The following is a 25,357-nucleotide window of genomic DNA, read 5'->3' as shown; positions in this document are numbered from 1 at the left end:
GGCGTTCAGCATCTCCACGCTAGCTGCCTGCCAGCGGCGGCCGCAATCGGCCGATCGGCACGGTGGCCAGGATGATCTTTGCTCCCGTGCAGCGATTTGCAGCGGCAGGCCATCCCGGTAGCTGTCGGGGCGTCGGCTGGAGCAGGGGGCAGCGATGACGATCGATTTTGACAGGGCTGCCAGTGGCCACGCGCGCCATCGTGCAGGTTTTCCGGGCACTTTTTCGAGCGCTTGTTTGCCGACGGCATGGTGCAGAAGGGCAACCTCGTGCTGGATCCGGGCACCGAAAAAGTCGCCCGCCGACTGGCGGCGCGCGGCTGCGAGGCGACCGCACTGGATCACTCGGCTCTGCTGCCGGCAGGAGCTGCCGAACTCGATCGCGCGGCAGTGGCCTGTATCCGGCTTGGCCGAAGGACGTCGCCGAAGCCGGCTTCACCGACCTGGGCAGGTACTCGCTCGATCTCGACCCGACTTGCAGCCGCATCGACCGGCGCGGACGCATCCGCGCCAGAGCCGGTATCGGTGCGGTCCCGGACAAGGCCAAGCTACAGCGCTTCGAGAACGGGCTGGCCGTGATGCTGGTTGCCCATCATGCGGGACGCTACCGCATCGTCGCCTGTGGGCACTCGGCGCCCTGGCTCCCGGCCTGCCTGAGCGTGGAATGACAGCGCTTCAGCCAAGCGCCATCACGCGAAAGACCCCGATGCCGGCCATCACCAGTGTCGCCGCCCAGCCGATCATGCCGAGCGCGAAACCAGGCCCACGCTTGCCCGCGTCCTGCAGGTAGGCCAGCGCATACCACACGCGCCCGACGATCCAGACCAGCCCGGCGATGCCGGCCCAGCCGCTGAAGCCGTAACTGGCGGCCAGCCACAACGTGGGCAGGAACATGACGGTATTTTCCAGCGTATTCATCTGCACCCGGTAGGCGCGCTCGAACGCCGGGTCGCCGCTGATCGCCGGCGCCTTGATGTTGTACTTGCCACGGGCATGGCCCACGGCCCAGAGGGTGCCGAACAGCAGCAGGACGGTGAGCAGGGTGACCAGGGCGGGCAGATGGGTCATGGCGGATCCTCGGGAAAGATCGCCTACTGTAGCCGCAGCGCATGCTTGGCGTGGTGCGGAGGGAAGGACTATCGTCAGCGGGTGGCACCGGCACGGTGCGTCAATCGGCGAGGGGCGTATGGATTGGCAGAAGGGTGGCAGCAGCGACAACGTCGAAGTCGACAGTGGCACTGGCGGCGGTGGTGGGGGTGGAGGCTTCGGTGGCGGTCGCATGGGGCTGGGCGGGCTGATCGTGCTGGCCATCCTCGGCTGGGTCTTCTTCAAGAATCCACTGGCCCTGCTGGATCAGGGTGGGGTGCAGTCGAACGTGCCCGCGCAGAGTGCGCCGGTGCAGATCGATCCGCAGCAGAAGGCGTTTGTCAGCGCGATCCTGCATTCGACCGAGCAGACCTGGGGCGAGATCTTCCAGGCCAAGGGCATGACCTATGTCGATCCGAAACTGCACCTGTTCACCGGTGGCGTGAGGACGGCCTGCGGCGGCGCCACCACCGCGGTGGGACCGTTCTACTGTCCGGGCGACCAGAAGGTCTATCTCGACGTGGCGTTCTTCCAGCAATTGCAGGACCAGCTGCATTCCTCCGGCGATTTCGCCCGTGCCTACGTGATCGGGCACGAGGTGGGTCATCACGTGCAGAAACTGACCGGCGTGTTCGACAAGGTGCAGCAGATGCAGCGGCAGGGTCAGCCGATGGACGGTGCGGACGGCCTGTCCGTGCGGCAGGAGCTGCAGGCCGACTGCTATGCCGGCGTATGGGCGAACCACAGCCAGAAGGATCTGAACTGGCTGCAGCCGGGCGACATCGAGTCGGCGCTCAACGCGGCCAGCCATATCGGCGACGACACCTTGCAACAGCAGGCGCAGGGGCGCGTGCGGCCGGACACCTTCACCCACGGCACCTCGGCGCAGCGGGTGAAGTGGTTCAAGACCGGCTTCAGCAGCGGCGACATGGACCAGTGCGACACGTTTGCCGGCGAACCGTAGAAAGCTCGGCGCTGGTGAAGAAAGGCCTGCCGCACGGCAGGCCTTTCGCGTTCTAGAATCTGCAGGCTGCGCGCCTCGGGGTGCGCCATGGTCAGCTTGATGGAACATCCCTGTCTGCGTTGCGGTGCCTGCTGCGCCTTCTTCCGCGTGGCATTCCACTGGTCGGAGGCGGATGCCTCGCTCGGTGGCTGCGTGCCGCCCGAGTTCACCGAGAAACTCGATCCGCACCGGCTGGCGATGCGCGGCACCGACGCCGCGCAGCCACGCTGCGTGGCCTTGCAGGGCACGGTGGGCAAGGCTGCGCACTGCGGCATCTATGCGCGGCGACCGTCGGTGTGCCGCGAGGTGCAGCCATCGTGGGAGTCCGGCGCGATCAGCCCGCAATGCGACAAGGCGCGCCTGGCGCATGGACTGTCGGTGCTGACACCGCAGGACTGGCTTGAGCCGTTCGATGCCGCGGCATCGCTGCCACAGATCGCCTGAAAGCAACCCGCCCCGGTTGCGATGCCGTCCGCTCAGTCGAACCGGTAGATGTCCATCGCCAGCAGGCCCATGTCGATGCCGGCGTCGATCCGTTGCGCGCGGGCGTTTGCTCCCGCCGCGCCCAAGGCCACGAACAGCGGCAGCAGGTGTTCGTCGGTGGGATGTGCGCGTTCGGCAAACGGCGCCTGCCGGCGATAGTCGAGCAAGGCGTCGATGTCGCCGGTAGCGAGCTTCTGCTCGATCCAGTCGATGAACGGTTTCACGTACGGTGCCTGTCGCTCGTCGCTGTAGCCGGCGCGCAGGTCGTGCAGGTTGTGCGTGATGCTGCCCGAACCGATCACCAGCACGCCCTCGTCGCGCAAGGGCGCCAGCGCCTGGCCCAATGCATACTGGTGCATGGGGCCGAGTTCGGGCTGGATCGACACCGGTACCACCGGGATGTCCGCCGCCGGATACAGCAGGCGCAGCGGCACCCAGGCGCCATGATCGAGCCCGCGCCCGGGATCTGCAGCCGGCGCCAGCCCAGCGCGGTCCAGCAACTGCATCACGCGATCGGCCAACGCGGGCGCACCAGGCGCCGGATAGCGCAGCTGGTACAGCGCCGCGGGGAAGCCGCCGAAGTCGTGGATGGTCCCGGGCATGGCCGCGCTGCCGACCTGCGGACGTCGCGACAGCCAGTGCGCACTGGCCATCACGATCGCCTGCGGTCGCGGCAGTACGGCGGCCAGTTCGGCCAGCCGCTCGCCGGTGAGGCCGGGTTGCAGCGCGGTCATCGGTGAACCGTGCGAGATGTACAGGCTGGGCAGGGTGGTCATGTCGGGCATCGCTCGGTGAAATCCATGCAGCCATAGTGGGGGCGAATCGGGCTCGTGCGGCGACCGCCGCAGGAAACGATGCGTTGCCAACGACGCACAATCGCCCGTACTAGCCGAGTGTCGGGATGCCCAGGCCGAAACGCAGCGGATCGAGCAGCGCGCCGTAGCGGGCGGCGCGCGCCGTGTCGCGTTGCAGCGGCTGCCTGACCTGCGCTGCGCTGGCCGTGCGCACGCTGCGCGCCGCTAGATGGTAGTCCAGGCAGGCCGGGTCGAAGGCCAGTCCGCAGAATGCCAGCAGCGCGCGGATCTCGTGTTCCGGATCGGCCAGCAACGCCTCGTAAGGCTGGACGCGGATGCGCCGCGGATCGGCGGCCTGCCAGCGCGCCATCGTCCGCTCGTGGTCGCGGATATAGGCGGCGATGTCGCTCAGCGTGCAGGCGAAATGCGGCAGCCGGTAGAACTGCTGCTTGTAGCAGGACCAGCCGGTTTCCAGGGCGTCGCGTCGTGCGTCCACGATGCGAGCGCCAGGCAGCATTGCGCCCAGCACGCCGGCGAGCAGCCAGTTGGAAGGCAGCTTGTCGACGTGTCGCGGTTTGCGGCTGCGCCAGCGTGCGGTACGTTCGAGATAGCGCCGCCCCAGCCGCGCCCAGTCGTCGGCCGTCGCCACAGCGAGCCATTGCAGCAGTGGCTGGCGACGGCGTGCGGACTCTTCACTCAGCACATCCTCCAGATCCGGCAGTTCGCTGGCGCCCTCGACCTCGGGGTGGGCGGCAAGGATCTGCTCGAACAGGGTGGAGCCGGAACGGGGCAACCCGACGATGAAGATCACTGGGTGGCCAAGCCCCGTGTCGTGCGGCGACGGAAGTCGGGCCGCGATGGCGAGCATCGCGTCGACGTGCGTGCGAAACGCGGCGGCATTCCACATCGCCAGATCGCGCTGCTGTGCGTTGGCTGCATTCAGTGTGGCAAATGCCTGTTCGTAGTCGCCGTGGTCCTCATGCACCTTGCCCAGTGCAAAGCCCATCGCGATGCGGTCGCTGGCGGCAAGGTTGGGACGGCGCAGGGCGGCGCGCAGCTGCTCGCGGTCGGCATCGCCCAGCGGGCGTGTCTTCATGTTTGCCAGTCCGCGCCAGGCATCGCCGCAGCCAGGGTGCCGGGCCAAGGCGGCACGGTAGCGCAGGTCGGCTTCTTCGAAACGGCCTGCGTGTACCAGCGCATCGCCCAGCAGGATCAGCGCGGGCAGGAAATCGGGAGCCAACGATTGCGCGCGCGCCAGCGCGTCGATCGCAGCGGCGGTGTCGCCGTGCAGTTGCAGGTGGCGGCCGAGGTTGAACCATGGCATGGCCGCTTGCGGCGCCAATGCGCAGGCCTGGCGCCAGCTGGCGAATGCCGCATCCAGTTCGCCGGCGGCCTGCAGCACGTTGCCGAGGTCGGAATGCGCCAGCGCATAGTCCGGCCATTGCGCAATGGCCCGTCGCAGCGATCCCTGCGCCTCGGCATGACGGTGCGCCCGCAGATGCAGGATGCCGTACAGGCGCAGTGCTTCGGGATGTTCCGGTGCCATGTCCAGCACGCTGCCCAGCGCCCGCCGTGCCGGCGCTTCGGCACCATCGCGAATGGCGCAGGCGGCCAGTTGCAGTTGCGCCAAAGCGGCCGGCGCAAGGCCGTCCAGCCGCGGTTCGGCGCGGTGATGCGGAGCTTGCTCGGCAGCAGGGCTGGACATACGGCGGGCTCGCAGTGTCGACGATTCGCCCGATGGTACGTGGCCACACAGGCGCTTATCGAGCGAACCGGTCGCCATTCCGCGATGGCGTGGTCAGCGCGCCACCGGCGAAAGGCCGCTGGCGTTCTTGCTGCAGGTTACTTGCGACGCGGGGGCTTGCCGCCGCCGGGACGCGGCTTGAACCCGCCGGGCTTCTTGAAGCCACCCGGCTTGTGCGCCGGCGCGGCATGACCGGCGTCGGTGTCGGTGCCGTCCCACTCGTGGATGCGCAGCTGCTGCTGCACCACCCAGACTTTCTTCAGGTGCTCGAACACTTCCTTCGGCATGCCGTCGGGGAGGTCGATCAGGCTGTAATGGTCGCGGATGCTGAGCCGGCCGATGAACTGGCTTTCCAGGCCGGCCTCGTTGGCGATCGCGCCGACGATGTTGCCCGGTTTCACGCCATGCTCGTGGCCGACCTCGATGCGGTAGGTGCGCTTGCCTTCCTCGGTGGCGTGCGCGCGCGCCGGGCGGTGCCCGAATTCGCGCGGTGGTGCCTGCTCGTGCGCGGCACGCTCATGCGCACCGTGTTCGCGCGGCCGGTGTTCATGGGACTTGGCCTCGCGCGCAGGACGGCTCGCCGCACCCTCGCGCTCGAACGACGGGCGCCGCTCGTTGCTGCTGCGTTCGCGCCGTGCCGCGCGCTCGACGCGCTCACGTGAGGCGGGCTCGTACTTCTCGCGCTTCGGCGGCGGCGCCAGCAGCAGCGGCTGGTCGCCCTGCGCAATGCGCGCCAGTGCTGCGGCAATTTCGATCGCCGGCACGTTGTGCTCCTGCTCGTACTGCTCGATCAGTTTCTGGAACTGGCCCAGGTCGCCCTGCGCCAGCATGTCGCTGATGCGCTGCTTGAACTTGCCGATGCGCACGTCGTTGACCACGTCGACCGACGGCAGCTGCATCTGCTCGATCGGCTGGCGGGTGGCGCGCTCGATCGCGTTCAGCATGCCGCGCTCGCGCGGGCTGACGAACAGGATGGCGTCACCGCTGCGACCGGCGCGGCCGGTGCGGCCGATGCGGTGCACGTAGCTCTCGGTGTCGTACGGGATGTCGTAGTTCATCACGTGGCTGATGCGTTCCACGTCGAGGCCACGCGCGGCGACGTCGGTGGCGACCAGGATGTCGAGCTTGCCGTCCTTCAGCTGCTGGATCACCCGCTCGCGCTGCGGCTGCGCGATGTCGCCGTTGATCGCCGCAGCCGCGAGCCCACGCGCCTGCAGCTTGCCGGCCAGTTCCTCGGTGGCCTGCTTGGTGCGCGCGAAGATGATCATCGCGTCGAACGGCTCGGCTTCGAGGATGCGCGTCATCGCGTCGAGCTTGTGCATGCCGCTGACGAACCAGTAGCGCTGGCGGATGTTCGCCGCGGTGGTGGTGGAGGACTTGATCGTGACTTCGACCGGATCCTTCAGGTGGCGCTGCGCGATCTTGCGGATGACGCTGGGCATGGTCGCCGAAAACAGCGCGACCTGGCGTTCGGGCGGCGTCGCCTGCAGCACCTTCTCGACGTCGTCGATGAAGCCCATGCGCAGCATCTCGTCGGCTTCGTCGAGCACCAGGTATTTCAGCTCGGACAGGTCCAGCGTGCCCTTGTCCATGTGATCGATCACGCGACCGGGCGTGCCGACCACGACGTGCACGCCGCGCTTGAGCGAATGCAGCTGCGGGCCGTAGCTCTGGCCGCCGTAGATCGGCAGCACCTGGAAACCGGGGATGTGCGCGGCGTAGCGCTGGAACGCCTCGGCCACCTGGATCGCCAGTTCACGCGTGGGCGCCAACACCAGCGCCTGCGGCTTGCCGGCGCGCGGGCTGATGCGCGACAGGATCGGCAGCGCGAAGGCCGCGGTCTTGCCGGTGCCGGTCTGCGCCTGGCCGAGTACGTCGCGACCTTCGAGCAGCGGCGGTATCGTGGCGGCCTGGATCGGCGAGGGTGATTCGTAGCCGACGTCGGCCAGGACGCGCAAAACGTCGGGGTGCAGAGCGAGTGCGCCGAAGCCGGACGGAACCGGGGCGTTGTCGGAAGCGGGGGATGACATGGGGACCTCGAAACTGGAAGCGGCACCGGGAATGCGGGGCGCAAGTCGTGCATTCTATCAGTCTGCGGACTTGCGCGTTGCGGTATTGGCTGAACGTCTGGCCGGTGCGTGGTTATGTTTGGATGGGCGAAGGAAGATGGACATGCTTGAAACGATTTCCGAACAGCGGCTGCATGGCGGCATCCAGGGCAGTTACCGGCACCTTTCGGCGGCCTGCGGCGGTGCGATGCGCTTCGCCGTGTACCAGCCGCCACAGGCCACACGGCAGCCGTGCCCGGTGCTGTATTTCCTGGCCGGACTGACCTGCACCGAGGAAACCGCCACGATCAAGGCCGGTGCGCAGCGGTTGGCCGCCGAACTGGGCCTCGTACTTGTGATGCCCGATACCAGCCCGCGCGGCACCGGCATCGACGGCGCCACCGGCGACTGGGAATTCGGTGAGGGCGCCGGCTTCTATGTCGATGCCACCATGGCACCGTGGTCGTCACGCTTTCGCATGCACAGTTACGTGGTGGACGAGTTGCCGGCCTTGATCGCCGCCCACTTTCCGGTGGATGTTTCACGCAGTGGCATCTGCGGCCATTCGATGGGTGGCCATGGCGCGTTGACGATCGCCCTGAAACATCCCTCGCGTTACCGCTCGGCGTCGGCGTTCGCGCCCATCGTGGCGCCCAGCGAGGTGCCGTGGGGACGCAAGGCGCTGCCACGCTATCTCGGCGCCGACCCGAATGCCTGGGGCGACTACGATGCCTGCACGCTGGTGCGGCGGCAGACCTTTCCCGGCACGATCCTGATCGACCAAGGTGAGGCGGATCAGTTTCTGGAGGTCCAGCTGAAGCCCGAACTGTTCGACCAGGCCTGCGCCGAAGCGGGACAGCCGCTGCTGCTGCGCCGGCATGCCGGCTACGACCACAGCTACTGGTTCATCGCCAGTTTCATTGACGATCACCTGCGCCATCACGCCGCGGCACTCGGGCCGGGCTGAGCCATTCAGTCTTGCGCACGACATGACGGCCTTAAGGCCGCCATGTCGCCAATCCACTCAGGCCTTGGCAGCCGGACGCGAATTCGTGCGGCGACGCTGGTTGCCGGCAGCGTGATCGCCACGGCCCTGCGGGGCATAGCCGCTTGGCCGAGCCGAACCGGCGGGCTTGCCCTGGCGCGGCGCGCGCGATTGACGTTGACCGCCGCCACCGCCACCACCCTGCTTTGGACGCGGCGCACCGGCGTCCAGCCGCAGCGGTGCGGAAGGCTCGTAACCGGCGATCGGCGTGATCGCGATGTCCTGCTTGAGCAGTTTGCGAATGTCGAACAGCAGGCCGGACTCGTCGTGGCTGACCAGCGACACGGCCAGGCCTTCCATGCCGGCGCGGCCGGTGCGGCCGATACGATGCACATAATCTTCGGCGACCGACGGCAGGTCGAAGTTGATCACGATCGGCAGCTGCTCGATGTCGATGCCGCGGGCGGCGATATCGGTGGCCACCAGCACGGTGATGCGACCGCTCTTGAAGTCGCTCAATGCACGGGTGCGCGCGTTCTGGCTCTTGTTGCCGTGGATCGCGGCGCTGCGCAGGCCGGAGGCATTCAGGAAGGTCACCAGCTTGTCGGCGCCGTGCTTGGTGCGGCTGAACACCAGCGACTGGCGGCGACTGTCGGCCGACAGCAGATGCAGCAGCAGGTCGCGCTTGCGCGAGGTATCGACCGGGTGCACCTGATGGCTGACCAGGGTGGTGACGGTGTTCGGCGCCGAAACCGAGATCTCTTTCGGGTTGTGCATGAACTCCATCGCCAGCGTCTTGATCGCCGGCGCAAACGTGGCGGAGAACAGCAGCGTCTGGCGCTTCTTCGGCACCGACTGCAGGATGCGCTTCAGCGCGGGCAGGAAACCCATGTCGAGCATGCGGTCCGCTTCATCCAGGATCAGCGTTTCCACCGCCGACAGATCCAGCGTGCGCTGCTGCATGTGATCGATCAGCCGGCCCGGGGTGGCGATGACGATATCCACGCCGCGACGCAGCACGTTGATCTGCGGGCCCATGCCGACGCCGCCGAAGATGGTGGTGGCGCTGACCTGCATGTGCTTGCTGTAGTCGCGCAGGTTCTCATGCACCTGGGCGGCCAGCTCGCGGGTCGGGGTCAGCACCAGCGCACGCGGGCGGCGCGTCATGGTCTGGCCACTGGTGGACAGTTTCTGCAGCAGCGGCAGCGCGAACGCGGCGGTCTTGCCGGTGCCGGTCTGGGCGGCGGCGAGCAGGTCGTGACCTGCCAACGCCGGCGGAATCGCGGCGGCCTGGATCGGGGTGGGCTGGGTGTAACCGTAATCGGCAAGCGCACGCAGCAACGCGGGCGCAAGGCCCAGCGAATCGAAGGACATGTAACACTCCTGAGCAACCCGGAGTGTTCATACCGTGTTGCAGACTTGGGGAAGGGGGCGGCGTGTGCCGCAGCAGTCAGAGCGACTGCGCCGGCAAGTATAGCCGATTGAAGAGGCGGCGTCTGCCTTGTGCAACGACAAGTCTGAATGGATGCATGGTAGATCGGCTTGAATCGGCTCAGCGATGGGGCTGCGCCACGATCAGATAGCTGTTGAACGGCGTGAGTCCGCGCAAGGGTTCGACGCGCACATCCAGTCCGGCGTTTTCCAGCGTGCCGCGCAATTCGTCGGCGCTCGGATAGTGTTGTACGCCAGCGCGAATCCAGCCGGACGCGTGCAGCAAGAATTCCTCCAGCCGGGTGGCCTGGAAACGCCAGTTGGGCTCACGCAGCACATTGCGGATGATCAGGATGCCTTGAGGCGCCAGGTGTCGGGCCGCCATCAGCAGCAGCGTCTGCTGTCGCTCTCGTGGCAGGTAGTGCAGCACATCGAGCAAGGTGACATGGCCGAGCAGGGCGGGAAGTTCGGTGGCATCGCCATCCCGAAGACTCATCGCGGTGTCGAGTCCTGCGCGGTGCGCCGCATGCCGCGCGGCGCTGATCTTGCGTGCATCGTGGTCCAGCCCGAGGTACGGCTGCCGATGACCTTCTGCATGCAGATAGTGCCCGAGCAGGCCAAGTCCGCAGCCGATATCGAGCAAGGGCAACTGTGTGCCGGCAAGCAGTGCGGCGGTCGCCGCATAGACAGGGTCGCTGGCCAGCTTGCCCCTGACGTAGCAGCGCTGAAGGTGGGTGTCATACAGGCTGGTGATGCCGGCGCGCGTGGTTCGGTTCATCCGTGCTCCGCATCTTGATGACACTTGGCCGAGCCTAGGCCATCGGACGGTTGCCTGTCATGCGCCGGTGTTGCGTGTTTCGCCGGCATCGGGCATACGATGGCGGCCGTCTGCCGATCCGAGGAGTGCCTGATGTCGCTGCTTGCGCCACTGCGTGAACTGGATGCCGCCCAGCGGCATACCGTGCTGGCAAGTTTCCTCGGCTGGACGCTGGATGCGTTCGATTACTTTCTGCTCACCTTCGTCATCGTCGCGGTGTCGAAGGAGTTCGGCGTGGATCACGCCAAGGTCACCTACGGCCTGTTCCTGACCCTGGCGGCGCGGCCGCTCGGCGCGTTGCTGTTCGGGCGGCTGGCCGATCGCTACGGCCGGCGTCCGATCCTGATGCTGGACGTGATCCTGTTTTCGCTGTTCGAATTGGCTACCGCGTTCTCGACCTCGATCACGATGCTGCTGGTGCTGCGCTTCCTGTTCGGCATCGCGATGGGGGGCGAGTGGGGCATCGGCGCGTCGCTGGCGATGGAGTCGATACCGGCCAAGTCGCGCGGGCTGATTTCCGGGCTGCTGCAGAGTGGTTATCCGTGCGGGTTCTTCCTCGCGGCGCTGGCGAACTGGCTGCTGTTCGATCACATCGGCTGGCGCGGGCTGTTTGTCGTTGGCGCGTTGCCCGCCTTGCTGGTGTTGTACATCCGCCGCAGCGTGCCGGAGTCGCCGGTATGGCGGGGCGGCCAGGCGCAGCACCGGAAAATCGGCGTGCTTGAATCCATGCGCGGCCACTGGAAACTGGCGATCTACCTGATGCTGCTGATGGCGGCGTTCAACATGTTCAGCCATGGCTCGCAGGACATGTACCACACCTTCGAAGAGGTGAACCTGCACTTGGATTCCAGCTCGGGTGCGGCGTTCATGCTGGTCGCGCTGCTCAATCTCGGTGCGCTGGCCGGCGGCCTGTTCTTCGGCACGTTGTCCGAGCGCATCGGTCGGCGCAAGGCGATGATCATTGCCGCGCTGCTCGCGATCCCGGTGATCCCGTTATGGACGCACGGCGGCTCGTTGCTGCTGCTCGGCCTGGGTGCGTTCCTGATCCAGGTGATGGTTCAGGGCGCATGGGGTGTGGTGCCGACGCATCTCAACGAGCTCTCGCCTGGCAGCGTACGAGCCACCCTGCCGGGCTTTGCCTATCAGATGGGCAACCTGCTGGCGGCCGGCACGGCTACCGCGCAGAACTGGATCGCCGACTGGCGCGGTGGCGACTATGCCTTCGCCATGTCGCTGTGGATCGCCGTGGTCGCCGTGGTCCTGGCCCTGCTGGTGTGGCTGGGACCGGAAGCGCGCGGGCTGGATTTCGGCAGGGCACAGTCATGATCGGGATGCGCTGATAGAATTGCTCCCTTTACTTCTTCGAGAGACAGGCAATGAAGGCTGGCAAGGACAAGGTCATCGCGATCCACTACACCCTGACGGTGGACGGCGAGAAGGTGGAAAGTTCGCACGATCGCGACGAGCAACTGTGGGTGCTGCTCGGCCATGGCCAGCTGATTCCGGGTCTGGAGACGGCGCTCGAAGGTCACGAGGCCGGCGAGTCGCTGAGCGTGGACGTGGCAGCGACGGATGCCTATGGCGAGTACCAGGAAGGCCAGATCCAGCGCATGTCGAAAAAGTATTTCCCGCAGGCGAACCGGCTCAAGGCTGGCATGGTCACGGTGCTGAAGCTGAAGGATGGCGGCCAGCGTGCGGTGACCGTGCACAAGGTCGGCATGAGCGCGATCGACGTGGACATGAACCACCCGATGGCCGGCAAGGCGTTGCACTTCGACGTGGCGATCGGCGACGTGCGCGACGCCACCGAGGAAGAGATCGCGCATGGCCACGCGCATCCGCCGGGCAGTGCGGAGCACTGACCGGCGGATCAAAAGCCAAACCAGAACGGCGCTGCTGGCGCCGTTTTTCGTTCGCCCCTTCTCCCTCAGGGAGAAGGTTGGGATGAGGGACTCGACGCTGCCTCAAATCTGCAATTGAGTGGCTTCCTCAGCTTGCCTGATGCCTGCCCATCTCAATCCAGCAATCGTTTGCCATAGGCGAAGTGGTCGCCCCAGTACGGCCCATCGATATCGTCCAGCCGCACCGTGCCGCCGCTGTTCGGTGCGTGCACGAAGCGGCCCTTGCCCACGTATACCCCGACATGATCGATGCCGCCGCGGTTGCCGAAGAACACCAGGTCGCCGCTGGCCAGCTCGGTCATCCGCGACACTTTGCGTCCACTCATCGTCGCCATCTCGCGCGAACTGTGCGGCAACAGAATGTCGGCGGCGTGGCGGTAGATGTAGTCGACCAGTCCGCTGCAATCGAAGCCGCTTTCCGGCGTGTTGCCGCCCCACTTGTAAGGCGTGCCGACCAGTGCCATGGCGCGGAACAGCACGTCATTGGCCGTGCCGGCACTGGTCGCCGATGGCGCGCGGGCCGGCAGATCGGCCAACGATGAATGCGATGACTTGTAGGTGGCTTCGCGCGGACGCGGGCTGCTCGCGCAGGCGGCCAGCAGCAGGATCGTGGCCACCGGCAACATCAGTCGTGTGGCGCGCCGAAGGCATGGCCTCGAGCTGATGGGGGGCACCGGATCCGGGAGCATGGCATAACCTCGGCGTGAGTCGCGCCGAGGTTATCAAATCAATTACTTGGAAGGAAGTTCTCAGAAATCAGGTGAGCCTTATGGCGCTGCTGACGGCGTATGCGGCACAGACGGCACGGGTGGTGCCGGAGGCGGCGTATCCATCTCGAAATTGACCGGAACACGGGCATAGCTTTGGATTCGCTTGCCGTTCTTCGTCGCCGGGTTGAAACGCCACTGCATGGCTACATCGCTGGCTGCCTTGACCAGACTGGGTGCCGCCTGGGTCGCGGGGTTCACCTTGACTTCGCGCGGCTTGCCATCGGCGCCCACCAGCACATCAAGGATGACGGTGCCCTGTTGATGATTCTTGAGGGCGTCGGCCGGATAGCGTGGATTGATCTTTGCGTTGAAGCTCAGATTGCTGGATGCCGGTTGGTCGGGCGTGGTGTGCACCGCGGCCTGCGTCACGAAGGCGCAAGCTGCCATCACTGCAGTCAAGCCGATGAAGCCTATGCGGCGGCGCAGGGCGCCGGGTCGATGACGCTGGATCATGCTTAGTCGCTCCTTCAGTTGTGGCCGGTTGAGCCAGGGGATGAGCGCCGGCATGGCATCCACGCCGGTGCTGTGCAGCAAGGTGTGTGCGTATCTGGTTTCATCCAGCGGCGACTGGCGCAGCAGGTGTTCGTCGCAGGCGAGTTCCTGATCCAGCCGCAGTCGCGGCAGCGCAAGCCACGCCAGCGGGTGGAACCACAGCAACGCCGTCCCGAGTTCGGCGAGCAGGCTCCACAGCGCATCGCCACGGCGCAGGTGCGTATATTCGTGCTGCAGTACCAGGCGTCGCTCGCCCGCATCGAAGCGCTCGAGGAAATCCGCCGGCAGCAGCACCAGGCTGCGCGGTGCCCACAGCACGGCCGGGCCTGCCGGGTGCAGTCGCAGGCGGCATGGATCCATGCCGTCGAGATCCCGTTTCAGGGTGTGGTACATCGCATCGGGCAGTCGGTGGCTATGCTGCCGTAGTCGGCCGTAATGGATCACCAGCCGCAGCAGACAACAAAGTGTGCCGGCTAGCCACAACAGCAATGGCCAGGGCAGTATCGAGACGGTTGGTCCTGCTGATGCGACGAAGATCGGTGCCGTGGGCAGCACCAGCAGGGTCGGAGTGACAGCCCACGCCGGTGGCAGGACTGGTAGCCACGGCAGCATGGCCAGCAGTGGTGGCAGCAACCACAACGTGAAAGCCGGCCCTGCGCCGAACAACTGTCGTGCCGGCCTGCGGGATACCAGTACCAGAGCCAGCCCCAGCGTGACGTACAGCAGCATGGCGAGCATGGTCAGTGCCCCTTCCTGTCGATGGCATCGATCAGTTTGCGCAGTTCCGCGATGTCTTTCGCGCTCAGCTTTTCGTGCTGGCTGAAGTGCGTCAGCAAGGGTGTCAACTTGCCGCCGAACACGCGATCGAGCAGGCTGCGGCTTTCCTGCCATTGCCAGTCTTCGCGTCGCAGTCGCGGTGAATACAAGTAACGACGGCCATCCTTTTCGGCACTGACCGCACCTTTGCCGAGCAGGCGGTTGAGCAGGGTCTTTATGGTTTTCTCGTGCCAGCCCGTGGGCTCCAACAGGGCGGCGACGATGTCTTCGGAGGTCTGCGGCGCTTGCTGCCAGAGCACTTCCATGACTCGGCTTTCGGCATCGCTGATCGTGACCGGCGGATTTGGCATGACTGTCTCCTCGACGGATTACATTCGTAGTCAAATAAAGATTACGCGCGTAATTCATTCGGTGCAAGCGATTTGGAAAGGTGGCAAATCAGCCGGCTACAATGGATGGATGAATGCTTCGCGCAGTGATGTCTTGATACTCGGCGGCGGTGTCATCGGCCTGGCATGTGCGCTGTACCTGCTGAAGGCGGGTGCAAGTGTGCGGGTGCTTGAGCAGGGCACGCCGGGCTGTGGCAGCTCGCACGGCAACTGCGGCACGATCACCCCCAGCCATGCGCCACCGCTGGCGATGCCGGGCATGATCGGTGTCGCGCTGCGCTCGATGCTGACGGCGGATGCACCGCTGTATCTCAATCCGCGTTTCGACGGGCCGCGGCTGCGCTGGCTGCTGGGTTTCGCGCGGCACTGCAACTGGCGCGACTTTGCCCGCGCCACCCGCGCGCGCGCGGCGATCCTGCGGCGCGCGCGCCAGCTGCTGGCCGAGCTGGTGCGTGACGAGCCGCTGGATTGCGAATTCGTCGAAGAGGGCGATCTGTATGTCTATCGCACGGCGCAGAAGCAGGCGGCGGATGCGCGCGACCACGTCGCCGTGCTGGAGGGGCTGGGTATCGAGGTGCAGCGCCTGAGTGGCGAGCAGGTCGAGGCCATGGAGCCGGCGTTGAAACCTGGCGTGGTCGGCGGCCTGCGGCATCCCGGCGATGCGCGGCTGCGACCGGATCGCTACGCGGCCGAACTGGCGCGACGGGTGGTCGAGTTGGGCGGCGTGATCGAGACCGGTGCACGGGTCGAGCGTTTCGAGACGGCCAATGGCTGCATCACCGATGTGCACAGCAGCCGCGGTGCCTTCCAGGGCGATCGGGTGGTCATGGCGCTCGGCGCCTGGTCGCCGCTGTTGGCAAAAACATTGGATCTGCGCCTGCCGATGCAGCCAGGCAAGGGTTATTCGCTTACCTATTCGCGCCCGGCGCGCGCGCCTCGCCATGCGCTGGTGCTGCGCGAGGCATCGGTCTGCGTCACGACCTGGGCCAGCGGTTACCGGCTGGGTAGCACGATGGAATTTTCGGGATACTCCGAAGGCCTCAACCGCACGCGGCTCGACGCGCTGCGGCGCGGCGCGGCCAGTGGCCTGCGCGAGCCGGAAGGTCCCGAGTTGCAGGAGGAATGGTGGGGCTGGCGACCGATGAGCGTCGACGAGGTGCCGATCATCGGCCCCAGCGCGCGCTGGTCCAACCTGCTGCTGGCGACCGCGCACGGCATGCTCGGTGTCAGCATGTCGGCAGCCACCGGCGAGCTGGTGGCGGCGATGCTCGGCGGCACCATGCCGGCCATCGACCCGGCCCCTTATGCGCCAGCGCGGTTCGGACTATAGGCAGGATGACGATGAGCACCAGCAGCTTCTCCTTGCAGCGCGGGCGTGTGCCGCTGCTGATCAGCCTGCCGCACGATGGCAGCTTCATTCCCGCGAGCATCGCTGCACGCATGCATCCGGTGGCGCGCCGTTCGCCGGATACCGACTGGCATGTTGCACGGTTGTACGAGCCGCTGGCGCAGGTGCTGGGCGCCAGCGTGCTGAAGCCGCTGGCCTCACGCTACGTGGTTGATTTGAACCGCCCTGCCGATGGCCATGCGCTGTATCCCGGGCAGCGCGAAACCGGCCTGGTATCGACCATCGGCTTCGATGGCGAACCCTTGTATCTGGATGGCCAATTGCCCGATGCCACCGAAGTTCAACAGCGGATAAACGAATACTGGCAGCCCTATCACCAGGCGCTTTCGCAAGAAATTGCCAGGTTGCATGCCGAGCATGGCCGGGTGGTGCTGTGGGAAGGCCACTCCATTCGCAGCCAGGTGCCGATGCTGTTCGATGGCCAACTGCCGGACTTCAACCTCGGCACGGCATCGGGAGCCAGTTGTGGTGCGGCGCTGCAGGCACGGCTGCAGTCCTGCCTGGAATCCCAGTCCCGATTCAGTTTTGCCGTCAACGGCCGCTTCAAGGGCGGTCACATCACGCGCCATTACGGCAATCCCGCCGCGGGCGTGCAGGCGGTGCAGCTGGAGCTTGCACAACTCAATTACATGGATGAAACGAGTTTCGATTACGACGAAGGGCGGGCGGTCGTCGTGCAGGAATTGATCAGTCGGTTGCTGCAGATCAGCCTGCAGTGATCGCAAGTTGTTGCGTCGCGGATCGGCGCAAGTAAAAGTCAAGAACCGGCTATCCGTGCGCTGTGAAAATCCCGTGTCCTGTTCAGTCGTCGTACCTGCTTGCTGCTGCTATTGTGGACTCGTCGCGCCACCCGAGTTGCCGGGTTCCGGCCGGGTTCGCGATACCCAATGATCCGAGGCTTAACATCATGATGCGTAAACTTGCGATCGCTTCCCTGCTCGTTGCGGGCGTGGCTCTTTCCGGTTCCGTGCTGGCTCAGGCCGCTGCTCCGCAGGCTGCGAGCGCTCCGGCTGCTGCTTCGACTGCTGCGGCTCCCAAGGCCGCCACGACCAAGTCTCACAAGCACCACACCAAGCATCAAAAGGCTGCTGCTCCGGCTGCTGCCAGCACTGCCGCTTCCGGCGGCTGATCATCGGTTCGGATGTCATAAATCGAAACCCCGCCGGTACGAACGGCGGGGTTTTTTTGTGGGCGATGCACGGAGCCTGTTGAAACGGTCCGTGGTCAACGCGGCAGGGCAGCAACGCATTTGAGCTCGATCGCGATCGGCGTCGGCAGCGCGTTGATGCCAAGCGTGGTGCGGCAGGCATCGACGCCGGCGAAATATTCCGTGTAGAGCCGGTTGTAGGCTGCAAAGTCGCGGGCCATGTCGGTGAGGAAGACGGTGACATCGACCAGATCCTCCCAATGCGCGCCGCTGGCTTCCAGCACCGCGCGCACGTTGGCGAACACCTGGCGGCATTGCGCCTCGATGTCGTAGCCGGCCAGCCGGCCTTCGCCATCGTAGGCGTTGCCGGGAATCGCGTTGCTGCCGGGCATGCGCGGGCCGACACCGGAGAGGAACAGCAGCTCGCCGACACGTCGCGCGTGCGGATAGGCGCCTACCGGCACCGGGGCGGCATCGGTGCGGATGATCCCGCTCATGGCCGATGCGCCACCGGCAGCCGCGTCAATCGTTGCAGCGCGCTTGCGTAGGCTGGCTCCAGCGCCGTGCGCGAATCGACGTGCATGTCCAGATCGTGCATATGGCCATTGTCGAGGCTGTAGCACCATGCATGCACCGCCAGCTTCTGGCCGCGTTCCCAGGCATCCATCACCACCGTGGTACGGCAGGTATTGGTCACCTGCTCGATCGCGTTGAGCTCGCACAGGCGGGTGTTGCGCAGCGACATCAGGTCCAGCGAGGCGAGCAGCGGGGAATGCTTTTCCGCCACGTCGCCGACATGCCGCAGCCAGTTGTCGACCAGGCCGAGCCGGCGCTCGTCCAGCACCGCCTGGATGCCGCCGCAGCCGTAATGGCCGACGACGATGATGTGCTCGACCTTGAGGATATCCACCGCAAACTGGATGGCGCTGAGGCAGTTGAGGTCGCTGTGCGAGACCACGTTGGCCACGTTGCGCTGCACGAAGATCTCGCCCGGCGGCAGGTCGACGATCTGGGTGGCCGGCACGCGTGAGTCGGAGCAGCCGATCCACAGGTATTTCGGCGATTGCTGCTTGGCCAGGTATTCAAAGAAATGCGGGTCTTCCGCATGCCTGGCGGCAGACCAGCGGCGGTTGCCATCAAGCAGTTCTTGCAGGGGACTGGTCACGGTTGGGTACTCATCGATGCGGGTTGGATCAAGGACGCCTGATCAATAGCGGATGCAGATGTTTTTCGGTTCGGTGAAGAAATGCAGCGCATCAGTGCCGCCTTCGCGACCAAGCCCGGATTGCTTGGTGCCGCCGAACGGCGTGCGCAGATCGCGCAGCAGCCAGCAGTTGATCCAGACGATGCCGAATTCCAGCTGGGCGGCGAATCGGTGCGCACGCGAGAGATCCTGCGTCCACAGCGAGGCGGCGAGGCCGTAGCGGCTGTCGTTGGCGATCGCCAGGGCCTCGCCTTCATCCTCGAACGGAATCAGGCTGACCACCGGGCCGAAGATTTCCTGCTGGTTGGTCTGCGCTGAGGACGGCAAACCCTCGATCACCGTGGGTGCGATGAACCAGCCATCGGTGCAGCGACCGGGTACGCCGAGCGCGTGGCCGCCACAAAGCACTTGGCCACCTTCGGCGCGGGCTTGCTCGATGCAGCCGAGAACCTTGTCAAGGTGCACTTGCGAGACGATTGCCCCCAGATCGTTGCCGGCATCCTGCGGATCGCCGATGCGCAGCGCACGCACCCGCGCGAGATAACGTTCGCGGAAGGTGTCGTAGATCGAGCGCTGCACCAGCAGGCGCGAGCCGCACAGGCAGATCTGGCCCTGGTTGGCGAAGCCCGAGCGCACGATGGTGTCCAGGTTCGCGTCGCAGAGATCGGCATCGGCGAACACGATCGCCGGGTTCTTGCCGCCCATCTCCAGCGAGACTTTCTTGAACTGCGGTGCAGCAACGGCAGCGATCTGCGCACCGGTGGCCGTGCTGCCGGTGAAGGAAACAGCCTTCACCTGCGGGTGCGCCACGATGGATTGCCCCACCGTCGGGCCGCGACCCTGCACGATGTTGAGCACGCCAGGCGGAAAGCCGGCCTCGATGCTCAGTTCACCGAGTCGTGCCGCCGTGCACGGCGTGACTTCCGACGGCTTAGCCACCACGGTGTTGCCGGCCGCCAGCGCCGGTGCAATCTTCCAGGTGAACAGGTACAGCGGCAGGTTCCACGGACTGATGCAGCCGACCACACCGAGCGGCTGGCGCAAGGTGTAATTGATCGCGCCGGTGCCGGGGGCAGCGGTGGCCATCGCGTGCGATTCGCTGCCCCAGCCCATGATGGCGGCGGCGAAGTGGCGCAGGTTGCTGATGGCGCGCGGGATGTCGAGCGAGTGGGCGAGGGCCAGCGGCTTGCCGCTGTCGCGCGATTCCAGTGCGGCAAATTCCTCCAGCCGCGCCTCGATCAGGTCGGCCAGCCGTTGCAGACATTGCGCACGCCGTTCGGCGGGTGCGTTGGCCCAGCTGGCTGCAGCGCGGCTCGCCGCGGCAATGGCGGCATCGACATCGGCGGCGGAGGAATCGGCGCAGTGCGCGAACACCGCGCCGGTGGCCGGCTCATGCACGTCCAGCCAGGCATCGTGCCGGGGAGGTTGCAGGTGACCGTCGATCAGATTGGCTAGGCGGTGGATGGGCATCTGCTCAAGCTTAAAACCAGCGTGCCGCAAATGCACCGGACGCTGGCGTATGCGCGGCGCCCGGGCGCGATGTCCGGATCAACTCAGGGCCCGCGTGCGTCCGCCATCCACGGCAATGCTGACACCGTTGACGTAGGCTGCCGCCGGCGTGCACAGGAAGGCGATCACCGCCGCGATCTCGCCGGCTTCGCCGAAGCGGCGAGCGGGAACTGTGGCCAGCATGTTCTGGGCGACCTCATCCTCGCTGCGGCCACTGGCGGTAGCCTGTGCCGCCAGCAGGCCGTCGAGGCGTGCCGTGCGGGTATAGCCGGGCAGCACGTTGTTGACCGTGATGCCGTCGGCGGCGAGTTCGGCGGAGAGCGTCTTGGCCCAGCCGGCGACGGCGGCGCGGACGGTGTTGGATACGCCCAGTCCGGCGATAGGCTCTTTCACCGAGGTGGAAATCACGTTGACGATGCGGCCGTAGCCGCTGGCGCGCATGCCGGGCAGCAAGGCCTGCAGCAGGATCTGGCCAGCCAGCAGATGCTGGCGGAATGCGGTTTCGAACGCGTCCGGCGTTGCCGTGTTCGCCGGGCCGCCCGGCGGGCCGCCGGTGTTGTTGATCAGGATGTGCACGGGCTGGCGGCTGGCGATCTCCGTCGCCGCGGCCTGCAGGCCTGCGCCATCCAGCATGTCCACGCTGCGCCAGTCATGTTGCTGACCGGCCTGGGGGCGTGGCAGATTTTCCGCGATGGCTTTCAGCGTGTCGGCCGAGCGTGCCAGCAGGGTGACATTGGCGCCCAGTTCGGCCAGTTCGATCGCGCTGGCGCGGCCGATGCCTTGCGAGGCGCCGCAGACCAGCGCGCGGCGCCCACTCAGATCCAGTTGCATGGGATTCTCCGGTCGGATTTCAACGCAGCAGCAGACGCATGGCCAGTGCGGCGAGCCAGCATAGCCAGCCCAGCCACGGACTGCAGCGCCATACCCGTTGCCAGCGGTCGATGGCGGCATCGCCCAGCGCGGGCAAGGCGGGTGAACGCAGCGCATGCTGCATGCGGATCCAGATGCGAAAGGCCGTGGCCTGGCCATGCTCGGGCTCGGCGATGATCTTCCATTGCTGCGGATGGCGCTGCCGCAGCATCGACGCGAGGCGGAACTGCGCGATGTAGGACAGCACGAACAGGCCTATGCCGGCGGTCAGCAGGGTCAGATACAGGGCGATCATCAGGGACTGCCGCTGGTGCTGTTGCCGCCATCACTCGTTTTGCCGGCGTTGCCTGTCGTGCCATTGCTGCTGGCATTGCTGGCATTCCAGGGCAGCGGCAGTGCGGTGCGCAAGGTGTTGAGCACGCCGTCGCCGGGCTTGGCCTTCTTGCAGATCGCGTTGTCGACAGCCTTGGCGTAGGTCTTGTTCATCATGCCGACCCACAGCGTGCCGTCCGGTCCGTGCGGAATGCTGAAGCTGCCCTTGGAGTTCATCTGCAGCGTCGCCGCGGTCGTGTTGGAGACCGAGGCCGGCGACTGCTCCCAATAGGTCTTGCCCGTTTGCTGCGCAGCCGAGCTGTAGACGAGCAGGTAGCGCGCCTTGTCGTCATCGATCTTGAGGTTGCCGAATGCGCCGGTGGTTTCGTCGCTCCAGCCCATGTGCTCGCACAGCTCGATGTCCTCGGTGTGGATCGGCTGGAAGCCTTCATCCAGCAGCACGACGGTAGGGGCGAACAGGTAGCTGCTGTGCAGCCAGCGACCGATCAGCTCCGATTTCACGGCCACGCGGTAGGGCAGCTTGACGCCGGTAGGCAGCCGGAATGCGAGGAAATAGCTGTGCACGCCGTTGAGGTTGGCGACCATGCTGCCGCTGCCCAGCGTGAACTTCTGCGGCTGCCACGGCAGCATGCTGCCGTAGGAGAAGTCCGCGAAGCTGCTGCAGCACGGCGTGGCCTGCTGCAACTGCTGCTTGGCGGTCTTCAGCACGTCGGCGGAATCCTCGGACGGCGGGCGCAGGTTCGGCGGGATCAATACCTTCGCGCTGTGGCAGCCGCCCAGCAGCACAGTGGCGATCAGGGCGGCGGCAATGGTGGGGAAACGATGCGGCATGGCAGGGACGTTGCTCAGAATTCGGCCGTTCCGGCGGCGCGTGGGTAGGGAATGGCATCGCGGATGTTGGACAGGCCGCAGACGTAGACCAGCAGGCGCTCGAAACCGAGGCCGAAACCGGCATGCGGCACCGTGCCGTAGCGGCGCAGGTCGCGGTACCAGCCATAGGACGCGGGGTCGAGGCCGAACTGGATCATGCGGCGATCGAGATAGTCCAGCCGTTCCTCGCGCTGGCTGCCGCCGATGATCTCGCCGATGCCTGGCGCCAGCACGTCCATCGCGGCAACGGTCCTTTCATCATCGTTCAAGCGCATGTAGAAGGCCTTGATCGCCTCGGGGTAGTTCATTACGACCACGGGACGGCCAATATGTTTCTCGGCCAGGTAGCGTTCGTGCTCGGTCTGCAGGTCGATGCCCCAGGCGACCGGGTACTCGAACTTCTGGCCCGACTTCTTCAGGATCTCGATCGCGTCGGTGTAGTCGATGCGCTCGAACGGCTGCGCGATGAAAGCCTCCATCCGGCTGATCGCATCCGGCTGCACGCGCTCGGCGAAGAACGCCATGTCGTCGGCACGCTCGTCCAGCACCGCCTTGAAGATCGCCTTCAGGAAACCTTCGGCGCAATCGGCGTCGGCGGTGAGGTCCGCGAACGCGATCTCCGGTTCGACCATCCAGAACTCGGCCAGGTGGCGCGGCGTGTTGGAATTCTCCGCACGGAAGGTGGGGCCGAAGGTATAGACCTTGCTCATCGCCAGGCAGTACGCCTCGACGTTGAGCTGGCCGGACACGGTGAGGAAGGCCTCGCGGCCGAAGAAATCCTTGCGGAAGTCGACCTTGCCCTTGTCGTCGCGCGGCAGGTTGGCCAGGTCCAGGGTCGACAGGCGGAACATGTCGCCGGCGCCCTCGGCGTCCGAGGTGGTGATGATCGGGGTGTTGATCCAGAAGAAGCCCTGCTCGGTGAGGTGGCGGTGGATCGCCGTCATCATCGTGTGGCGCACGCGGGTCACCGCGCCGAACAGGTTGGTGCGCGGACGCAGGTGGGCGACTTCGCGCAGGAACTCCATCGAGTGCTGCTTGGGCTGGATCGGATAGGTTTCCGGATCGTCGACCAGGCCGGTGACGATCACCTCGTCCGCCTGCAGCTCGAAGCTCTGGCCCTTGCCCTGCGATGGCACCAGGGTGCCCGAGACGATCACGCCGGCGCCGGCGGTGAGATGCTTCACCTCGCTCTCGTAGTTGCCCAGCGTGGCGGGCACCACCGCCTGGATCGGGTCGAAGCAGGAGCCGTCGGTGACATTGACGAAGGACAGGCCGGCCTTGGAGTCGCGGCGCGTGCGCACCCAGCCGCGCACGGTCACCTTGCTGCCGGCTTCGATCTTGCCGGATAAAGCCTGCTTGACGCTTGCCACTGCCATGAATTGAAACTCCTGCTATAGCGCCGCATATCGGCGCATGAGTCGTTGATGAAGGACGCGTGCCGCACAGACACGCACGCAAGACCTCCATGATAATGTAGCTGTTGCCCAGGCCGCGACTTTCCGGGCTTCTTCAATGAGGTTGGGTCCACCCGTCATGAGCATCAGCATTACCCCCGCCGCCAACGACCGCATGCGCCATTTTCTGGCGGCCACCCCGGCGGCGGCCGGCGTGCGTTTCGGCGTCAAGCGCACCGGCTGCTCCGGGTTCGCCTATGTGGTGGATCTGGCAGATGCCCTCGGCGAGGGCGACCGGCTGGTCGACGTGGACGGCGTGCCGCTGATCGTCAACGACAAGAGCCTGGCCCTGGTCGAGGGTACCGTGATCGACTTCCAGCGCCAGGGCCTCAATGCCAGCTTCGTGTTCCACAATCCGAATGCCACCGGCGAATGCGGCTGCGGCGAGAGTTTCACGGTCGGCTGAGCCTTTGCTTTCAGTCACTTGCGCGAAGCCCCCGCGACATCCTACAATTCCGCTTCTGTCTGTGCCTTCCAGGTGCCGACAGAACACTTGCCTCACCGCATCGGCGGGAGGCTGCGAGGCCGCAAGGCCGCATCCACAAGGAGTCAAACCACAATGACCCTGCGTCATTACGAAGTTGTGTTCATGGTCCACCCTGACCAGAGCGAGCAAGTCCCGGCGATGCTCGAGCGCTACAAGGCGCTGATCGAGACCGACGGTGGCAAGATCCACCGTCTGGAAGACTGGGGCCGTCGTCAGCTGGCCTATCCGATCGTGAACCTGGCCAAGGCACATTACGTGCTGCTCAATATCGAAGTGAGCCAGAACGCGCTGAACGAGCTGGAGTCGGGTTTCCGCTTCAACGATGCCGTGCTGCGCCATCTGGTCGTGCGCCGTGACGAAGCCGACACCGAGCCATCCTTCATCCTGAAGTCGAAGGAAAAGGATGATGCCAAGTCCTCGCGTCGCCGCGACGACGAGGGTGAAGGCGAGGGCCGCGGCCGTGACCGCGATGACCGCGACAACGATCGCGACAGCGACGACTGATAGGAATCCAGACCATGTCCAAGTTTTTCCGCCGCCGCAAGTTCTGCCGCTTCACTGCCGAAGACGTGAAGGAGATCGACTACAAGGATCTCAACACCCTGCGTCAGTACGTCACCGAGAACGGCAAGATCGTGCCGAGCCGCATCACCGGCACCAAGGCGCGCTACCAGCGCCAGCTGGCCACCGCGATCAAGCGCGCCCGGTTCCTGTCGCTGCTGCCGTACACCGACAACCACGACGTCTGATCGTGACCGGCCGCAGCCTCGCGCTGCGGCCGGTAGTTTCGCCCGGCCTGGTCGGGCGTCACTTCAGGCACCCTTCGGACAACCGTCCTCTGGCTGCGTCGGGCCACACCGGCGCTAACGAAAAGGAAGCATCATGGAACTCATTCTTCTGCAGAAAGTCCGCAACCTCGGCACGCTTGGCGACAAGGTCAACGTGAAGCCGGGCTACGGCCGCAATTTCCTCCTGCCGCAGGGCAAGGCCGTGCGCGTCAATGCCGCCAACCTGGCTGCGTTCGAACAGCGTCGCGCCGAATACGAAGCCAAGGCCAACACCCTGCTGGCCGATGCCGAGGCCCGCAAGGCCAAGCTGGCCGATGCGTCGGTGACGATCTCCGCGCACGCCAGTGCCGAAGGCAAGCTGTTCGGTTCGGTCGGTCCGCGCGACATCGCCGAAGCGCTGGCCGCCGCCGGCCACACCGTCCACAAGGGCGAGGTGATCCTGGGCGAAGGCCCGCTGCGCAACACCGGTGAGTTCGAGGTGGCCGTCCACCTGCACGCCGACGTGCACACCAGCGTCAAGGTGATCGTGGTCGGCGACAAGTAAGCCATACACCATCCCCGCGATGGAAG

At 65.8% G+C, this 25,357-nt stretch carries 28 protein-coding genes; 12 read left to right on the top strand and 16 right to left on the bottom strand.

The annotated features are described in order from the left end of the window. Positions 1 to 672: 672 nt before the first annotated feature. Entirely contained in the window at positions 673 to 1,065 is a 393-nt protein-coding gene (locus B0E46_RS06215; protein WP_077554899.1) for an MAPEG family protein, read from the bottom strand. 118 nt (positions 1,066 to 1,183) lie between these two features. Between B0E46_RS06215 and B0E46_RS06210 the strand changes: the two genes are divergently transcribed. Beyond that, complete coding sequence (locus B0E46_RS06210; RefSeq protein WP_077554898.1) at positions 1,184 to 2,047, top strand: neutral zinc metallopeptidase; 864 nt, start codon at positions 1,184 to 1,186, stop codon at positions 2,045 to 2,047. A 99-nt stretch (positions 2,048 to 2,146) separates the two neighbouring features. Next, complete coding sequence (locus B0E46_RS06205; protein WP_077554897.1) at positions 2,147 to 2,530, top strand: YkgJ family cysteine cluster protein; 384 nt, start codon at positions 2,147 to 2,149, stop codon at positions 2,528 to 2,530. Between the two features lie 32 nt (positions 2,531 to 2,562). Here B0E46_RS06205 and B0E46_RS06200 read toward each other — a convergent pair whose 3' ends face one another. The 3 genes from B0E46_RS06200 to B0E46_RS06190 form a co-directional block, all read right to left on the bottom strand. Next, positions 2,563 to 3,345 (bottom strand): class III extradiol ring-cleavage dioxygenase, encoded by a 783-nt coding sequence (locus B0E46_RS06200; RefSeq protein WP_077554998.1) that lies wholly within the window; start codon positions 3,343 to 3,345, stop codon positions 2,563 to 2,565. A 109-nt stretch (positions 3,346 to 3,454) separates the two neighbouring features. Next, positions 3,455 to 5,068: a sulfotransferase gene (locus B0E46_RS06195; RefSeq protein ID WP_077554896.1), complete on the bottom strand. Its 1,614-nt coding sequence runs from the start codon at positions 5,066 to 5,068 to the stop codon at positions 3,455 to 3,457. A gap of 137 nt (positions 5,069 to 5,205) precedes the next feature. Beyond that, the gene (locus tag B0E46_RS06190) at positions 5,206 to 7,137 is read right to left on the bottom strand and encodes a DEAD/DEAH box helicase (protein ID WP_077554895.1); all 1,932 of its coding nucleotides are present in this window, start codon (positions 7,135 to 7,137) and stop codon (positions 5,206 to 5,208) included. Between the two features lie 136 nt (positions 7,138 to 7,273). Between B0E46_RS06190 and fghA the strand changes: the two genes are divergently transcribed. Continuing rightward, entirely contained in the window at positions 7,274 to 8,122 is an 849-nt protein-coding gene (gene fghA / locus B0E46_RS06185) for an S-formylglutathione hydrolase (protein ID WP_077554894.1), read from the top strand. Between the two features lie 57 nt (positions 8,123 to 8,179). Here fghA and B0E46_RS06180 read toward each other — a convergent pair whose 3' ends face one another. Both B0E46_RS06180 and B0E46_RS06175 read right to left on the bottom strand, forming a co-directional pair. Next, the gene (locus B0E46_RS06180; protein WP_077554893.1) at positions 8,180 to 9,514 is read right to left on the bottom strand and encodes a DEAD/DEAH box helicase; all 1,335 of its coding nucleotides are present in this window, start codon (positions 9,512 to 9,514) and stop codon (positions 8,180 to 8,182) included. Between the two features lie 178 nt (positions 9,515 to 9,692). Then, complete coding sequence (locus tag B0E46_RS06175) at positions 9,693 to 10,349, bottom strand: class I SAM-dependent methyltransferase (RefSeq protein ID WP_077554892.1); 657 nt, start codon at positions 10,347 to 10,349, stop codon at positions 9,693 to 9,695. A gap of 132 nt (positions 10,350 to 10,481) precedes the next feature. Here B0E46_RS06175 and B0E46_RS06170 point away from each other — a divergent pair, with 132 nt between their 5' ends. Further along, positions 10,482 to 11,714 carry an MFS transporter gene (locus B0E46_RS06170; RefSeq protein WP_077554891.1) on the top strand — a complete coding sequence of 411 codons (1,233 nt, stop codon included), beginning with the start codon at positions 10,482 to 10,484 and terminating at the stop codon, positions 11,712 to 11,714. A 50-nt stretch (positions 11,715 to 11,764) separates the two neighbouring features. Next, positions 11,765 to 12,250, top strand: coding sequence for a peptidylprolyl isomerase (locus B0E46_RS06165; RefSeq protein WP_077554890.1), 486 nt, complete (start codon positions 11,765 to 11,767; stop codon positions 12,248 to 12,250). 152 nt (positions 12,251 to 12,402) lie between these two features. Here the strand turns inward: B0E46_RS06165 and B0E46_RS06160 are convergent, their stop codons facing one another. From B0E46_RS06160 to B0E46_RS06150, 3 genes are all read right to left on the bottom strand, one after another. After that, the gene (locus tag B0E46_RS06160; protein ID WP_139350441.1) at positions 12,403 to 12,915 is read right to left on the bottom strand and encodes a C40 family peptidase; all 513 of its coding nucleotides are present in this window, start codon (positions 12,913 to 12,915) and stop codon (positions 12,403 to 12,405) included. Positions 12,916 to 13,056: 141 nt separating this feature from the next. Next, a complete protein-coding gene (locus B0E46_RS06155; RefSeq protein ID WP_077554888.1) occupies positions 13,057 to 14,289 on the bottom strand; it encodes a M56 family metallopeptidase in 1,233 nt (410 codons plus the stop codon). A 2-nt stretch (positions 14,290 to 14,291) separates the two neighbouring features. Then, a complete protein-coding gene (locus B0E46_RS06150) occupies positions 14,292 to 14,678 on the bottom strand; it encodes a BlaI/MecI/CopY family transcriptional regulator (protein ID WP_077554887.1) in 387 nt (128 codons plus the stop codon). Positions 14,679 to 14,787: 109 nt separating this feature from the next. Here B0E46_RS06150 and B0E46_RS06145 point away from each other — a divergent pair, with 109 nt between their 5' ends. The 3 genes from B0E46_RS06145 to B0E46_RS06135 all read left to right on the top strand — a co-directional run bounded on the left by B0E46_RS06145 (position 14,788) and on the right by B0E46_RS06135 (position 17,254). Continuing rightward, the gene (locus tag B0E46_RS06145) at positions 14,788 to 16,047 is read left to right on the top strand and encodes an FAD-dependent oxidoreductase (RefSeq protein ID WP_077554886.1); all 1,260 of its coding nucleotides are present in this window, start codon (positions 14,788 to 14,790) and stop codon (positions 16,045 to 16,047) included. An 11-nt stretch (positions 16,048 to 16,058) separates the two neighbouring features. After that, entirely contained in the window at positions 16,059 to 16,844 is a 786-nt protein-coding gene (hutG, locus tag B0E46_RS06140) for an N-formylglutamate deformylase (protein WP_077554885.1), read from the top strand. 188 nt (positions 16,845 to 17,032) lie between these two features. Beyond that, entirely contained in the window at positions 17,033 to 17,254 is a 222-nt protein-coding gene (locus tag B0E46_RS06135; protein ID WP_217316320.1) for a hypothetical protein, read from the top strand. Between the two features lie 95 nt (positions 17,255 to 17,349). Here B0E46_RS06135 and B0E46_RS06130 read toward each other — a convergent pair whose 3' ends face one another. The 7 genes from B0E46_RS06130 to asnS all read right to left on the bottom strand — a co-directional run bounded on the left by B0E46_RS06130 (position 17,350) and on the right by asnS (position 23,434). Further along, positions 17,350 to 17,769 (bottom strand): Rid family hydrolase, encoded by a 420-nt coding sequence (locus B0E46_RS06130; RefSeq protein ID WP_077554884.1) that lies wholly within the window; start codon positions 17,767 to 17,769, stop codon positions 17,350 to 17,352. Then, positions 17,766 to 18,437 (bottom strand): carbonate dehydratase, encoded by a 672-nt coding sequence (can, locus tag B0E46_RS06125; protein WP_077554883.1) that lies wholly within the window; start codon positions 18,435 to 18,437, stop codon positions 17,766 to 17,768. The genes B0E46_RS06130 and can overlap by 4 nt, the downstream gene beginning before the upstream one ends. 42 nt (positions 18,438 to 18,479) lie before the next feature. After that, a complete protein-coding gene (locus tag B0E46_RS06120) occupies positions 18,480 to 19,946 on the bottom strand; it encodes an aldehyde dehydrogenase (RefSeq protein WP_077554882.1) in 1,467 nt (488 codons plus the stop codon). 78 nt (positions 19,947 to 20,024) lie between these two features. Further along, complete coding sequence (locus B0E46_RS06115; protein ID WP_077554881.1) at positions 20,025 to 20,816, bottom strand: SDR family oxidoreductase; 792 nt, start codon at positions 20,814 to 20,816, stop codon at positions 20,025 to 20,027. Positions 20,817 to 20,835: 19 nt separating this feature from the next. Continuing rightward, positions 20,836 to 21,150, bottom strand: coding sequence for a hypothetical protein (locus tag B0E46_RS06110; protein WP_077554880.1), 315 nt, complete (start codon positions 21,148 to 21,150; stop codon positions 20,836 to 20,838). Further along, positions 21,150 to 22,019: a MalM family protein gene (locus tag B0E46_RS06105; protein ID WP_077554879.1), complete on the bottom strand. Its 870-nt coding sequence runs from the start codon at positions 22,017 to 22,019 to the stop codon at positions 21,150 to 21,152. The genes B0E46_RS06110 and B0E46_RS06105 overlap by 1 nt, the downstream gene beginning before the upstream one ends. Positions 22,020 to 22,033: 14 nt before the next feature. Next, positions 22,034 to 23,434: an asparagine--tRNA ligase gene (gene asnS, locus B0E46_RS06100; RefSeq protein WP_077554878.1), complete on the bottom strand. Its 1,401-nt coding sequence runs from the start codon at positions 23,432 to 23,434 to the stop codon at positions 22,034 to 22,036. 157 nt (positions 23,435 to 23,591) lie between these two features. On the opposite strand from asnS, the gene B0E46_RS06095 reads away from it, so the two are divergent. The 4 genes from B0E46_RS06095 to rplI all read left to right on the top strand — a co-directional run bounded on the left by B0E46_RS06095 (position 23,592) and on the right by rplI (position 25,331). After that, entirely contained in the window at positions 23,592 to 23,918 is a 327-nt protein-coding gene (locus tag B0E46_RS06095) for an iron-sulfur cluster assembly accessory protein (RefSeq protein WP_077554877.1), read from the top strand. 153 nt (positions 23,919 to 24,071) lie between these two features. Next, positions 24,072 to 24,503 (top strand): 30S ribosomal protein S6, encoded by a 432-nt coding sequence (gene rpsF / locus B0E46_RS06090; protein WP_077554876.1) that lies wholly within the window; start codon positions 24,072 to 24,074, stop codon positions 24,501 to 24,503. A gap of 14 nt (positions 24,504 to 24,517) precedes the next feature. After that, positions 24,518 to 24,748 carry a 30S ribosomal protein S18 gene (gene rpsR / locus B0E46_RS06085; protein WP_007081973.1) on the top strand — a complete coding sequence of 77 codons (231 nt, stop codon included), beginning with the start codon at positions 24,518 to 24,520 and terminating at the stop codon, positions 24,746 to 24,748. A gap of 133 nt (positions 24,749 to 24,881) precedes the next feature. Then, positions 24,882 to 25,331: a 50S ribosomal protein L9 gene (rplI, locus tag B0E46_RS06080; protein ID WP_077554875.1), complete on the top strand. Its 450-nt coding sequence runs from the start codon at positions 24,882 to 24,884 to the stop codon at positions 25,329 to 25,331. The last annotated feature ends 26 nt before the right edge of the window (positions 25,332 to 25,357 follow it).

This window comes from Rhodanobacter sp. B04 (genome assembly GCF_002001125.1).
Classification (GTDB): domain Bacteria; phylum Pseudomonadota; class Gammaproteobacteria; order Xanthomonadales; family Rhodanobacteraceae; genus Rhodanobacter.
The sequence above is the reverse complement of the archived record's forward strand: the minus strand, read 5'-3'. Positions and strand labels throughout refer to the sequence as shown.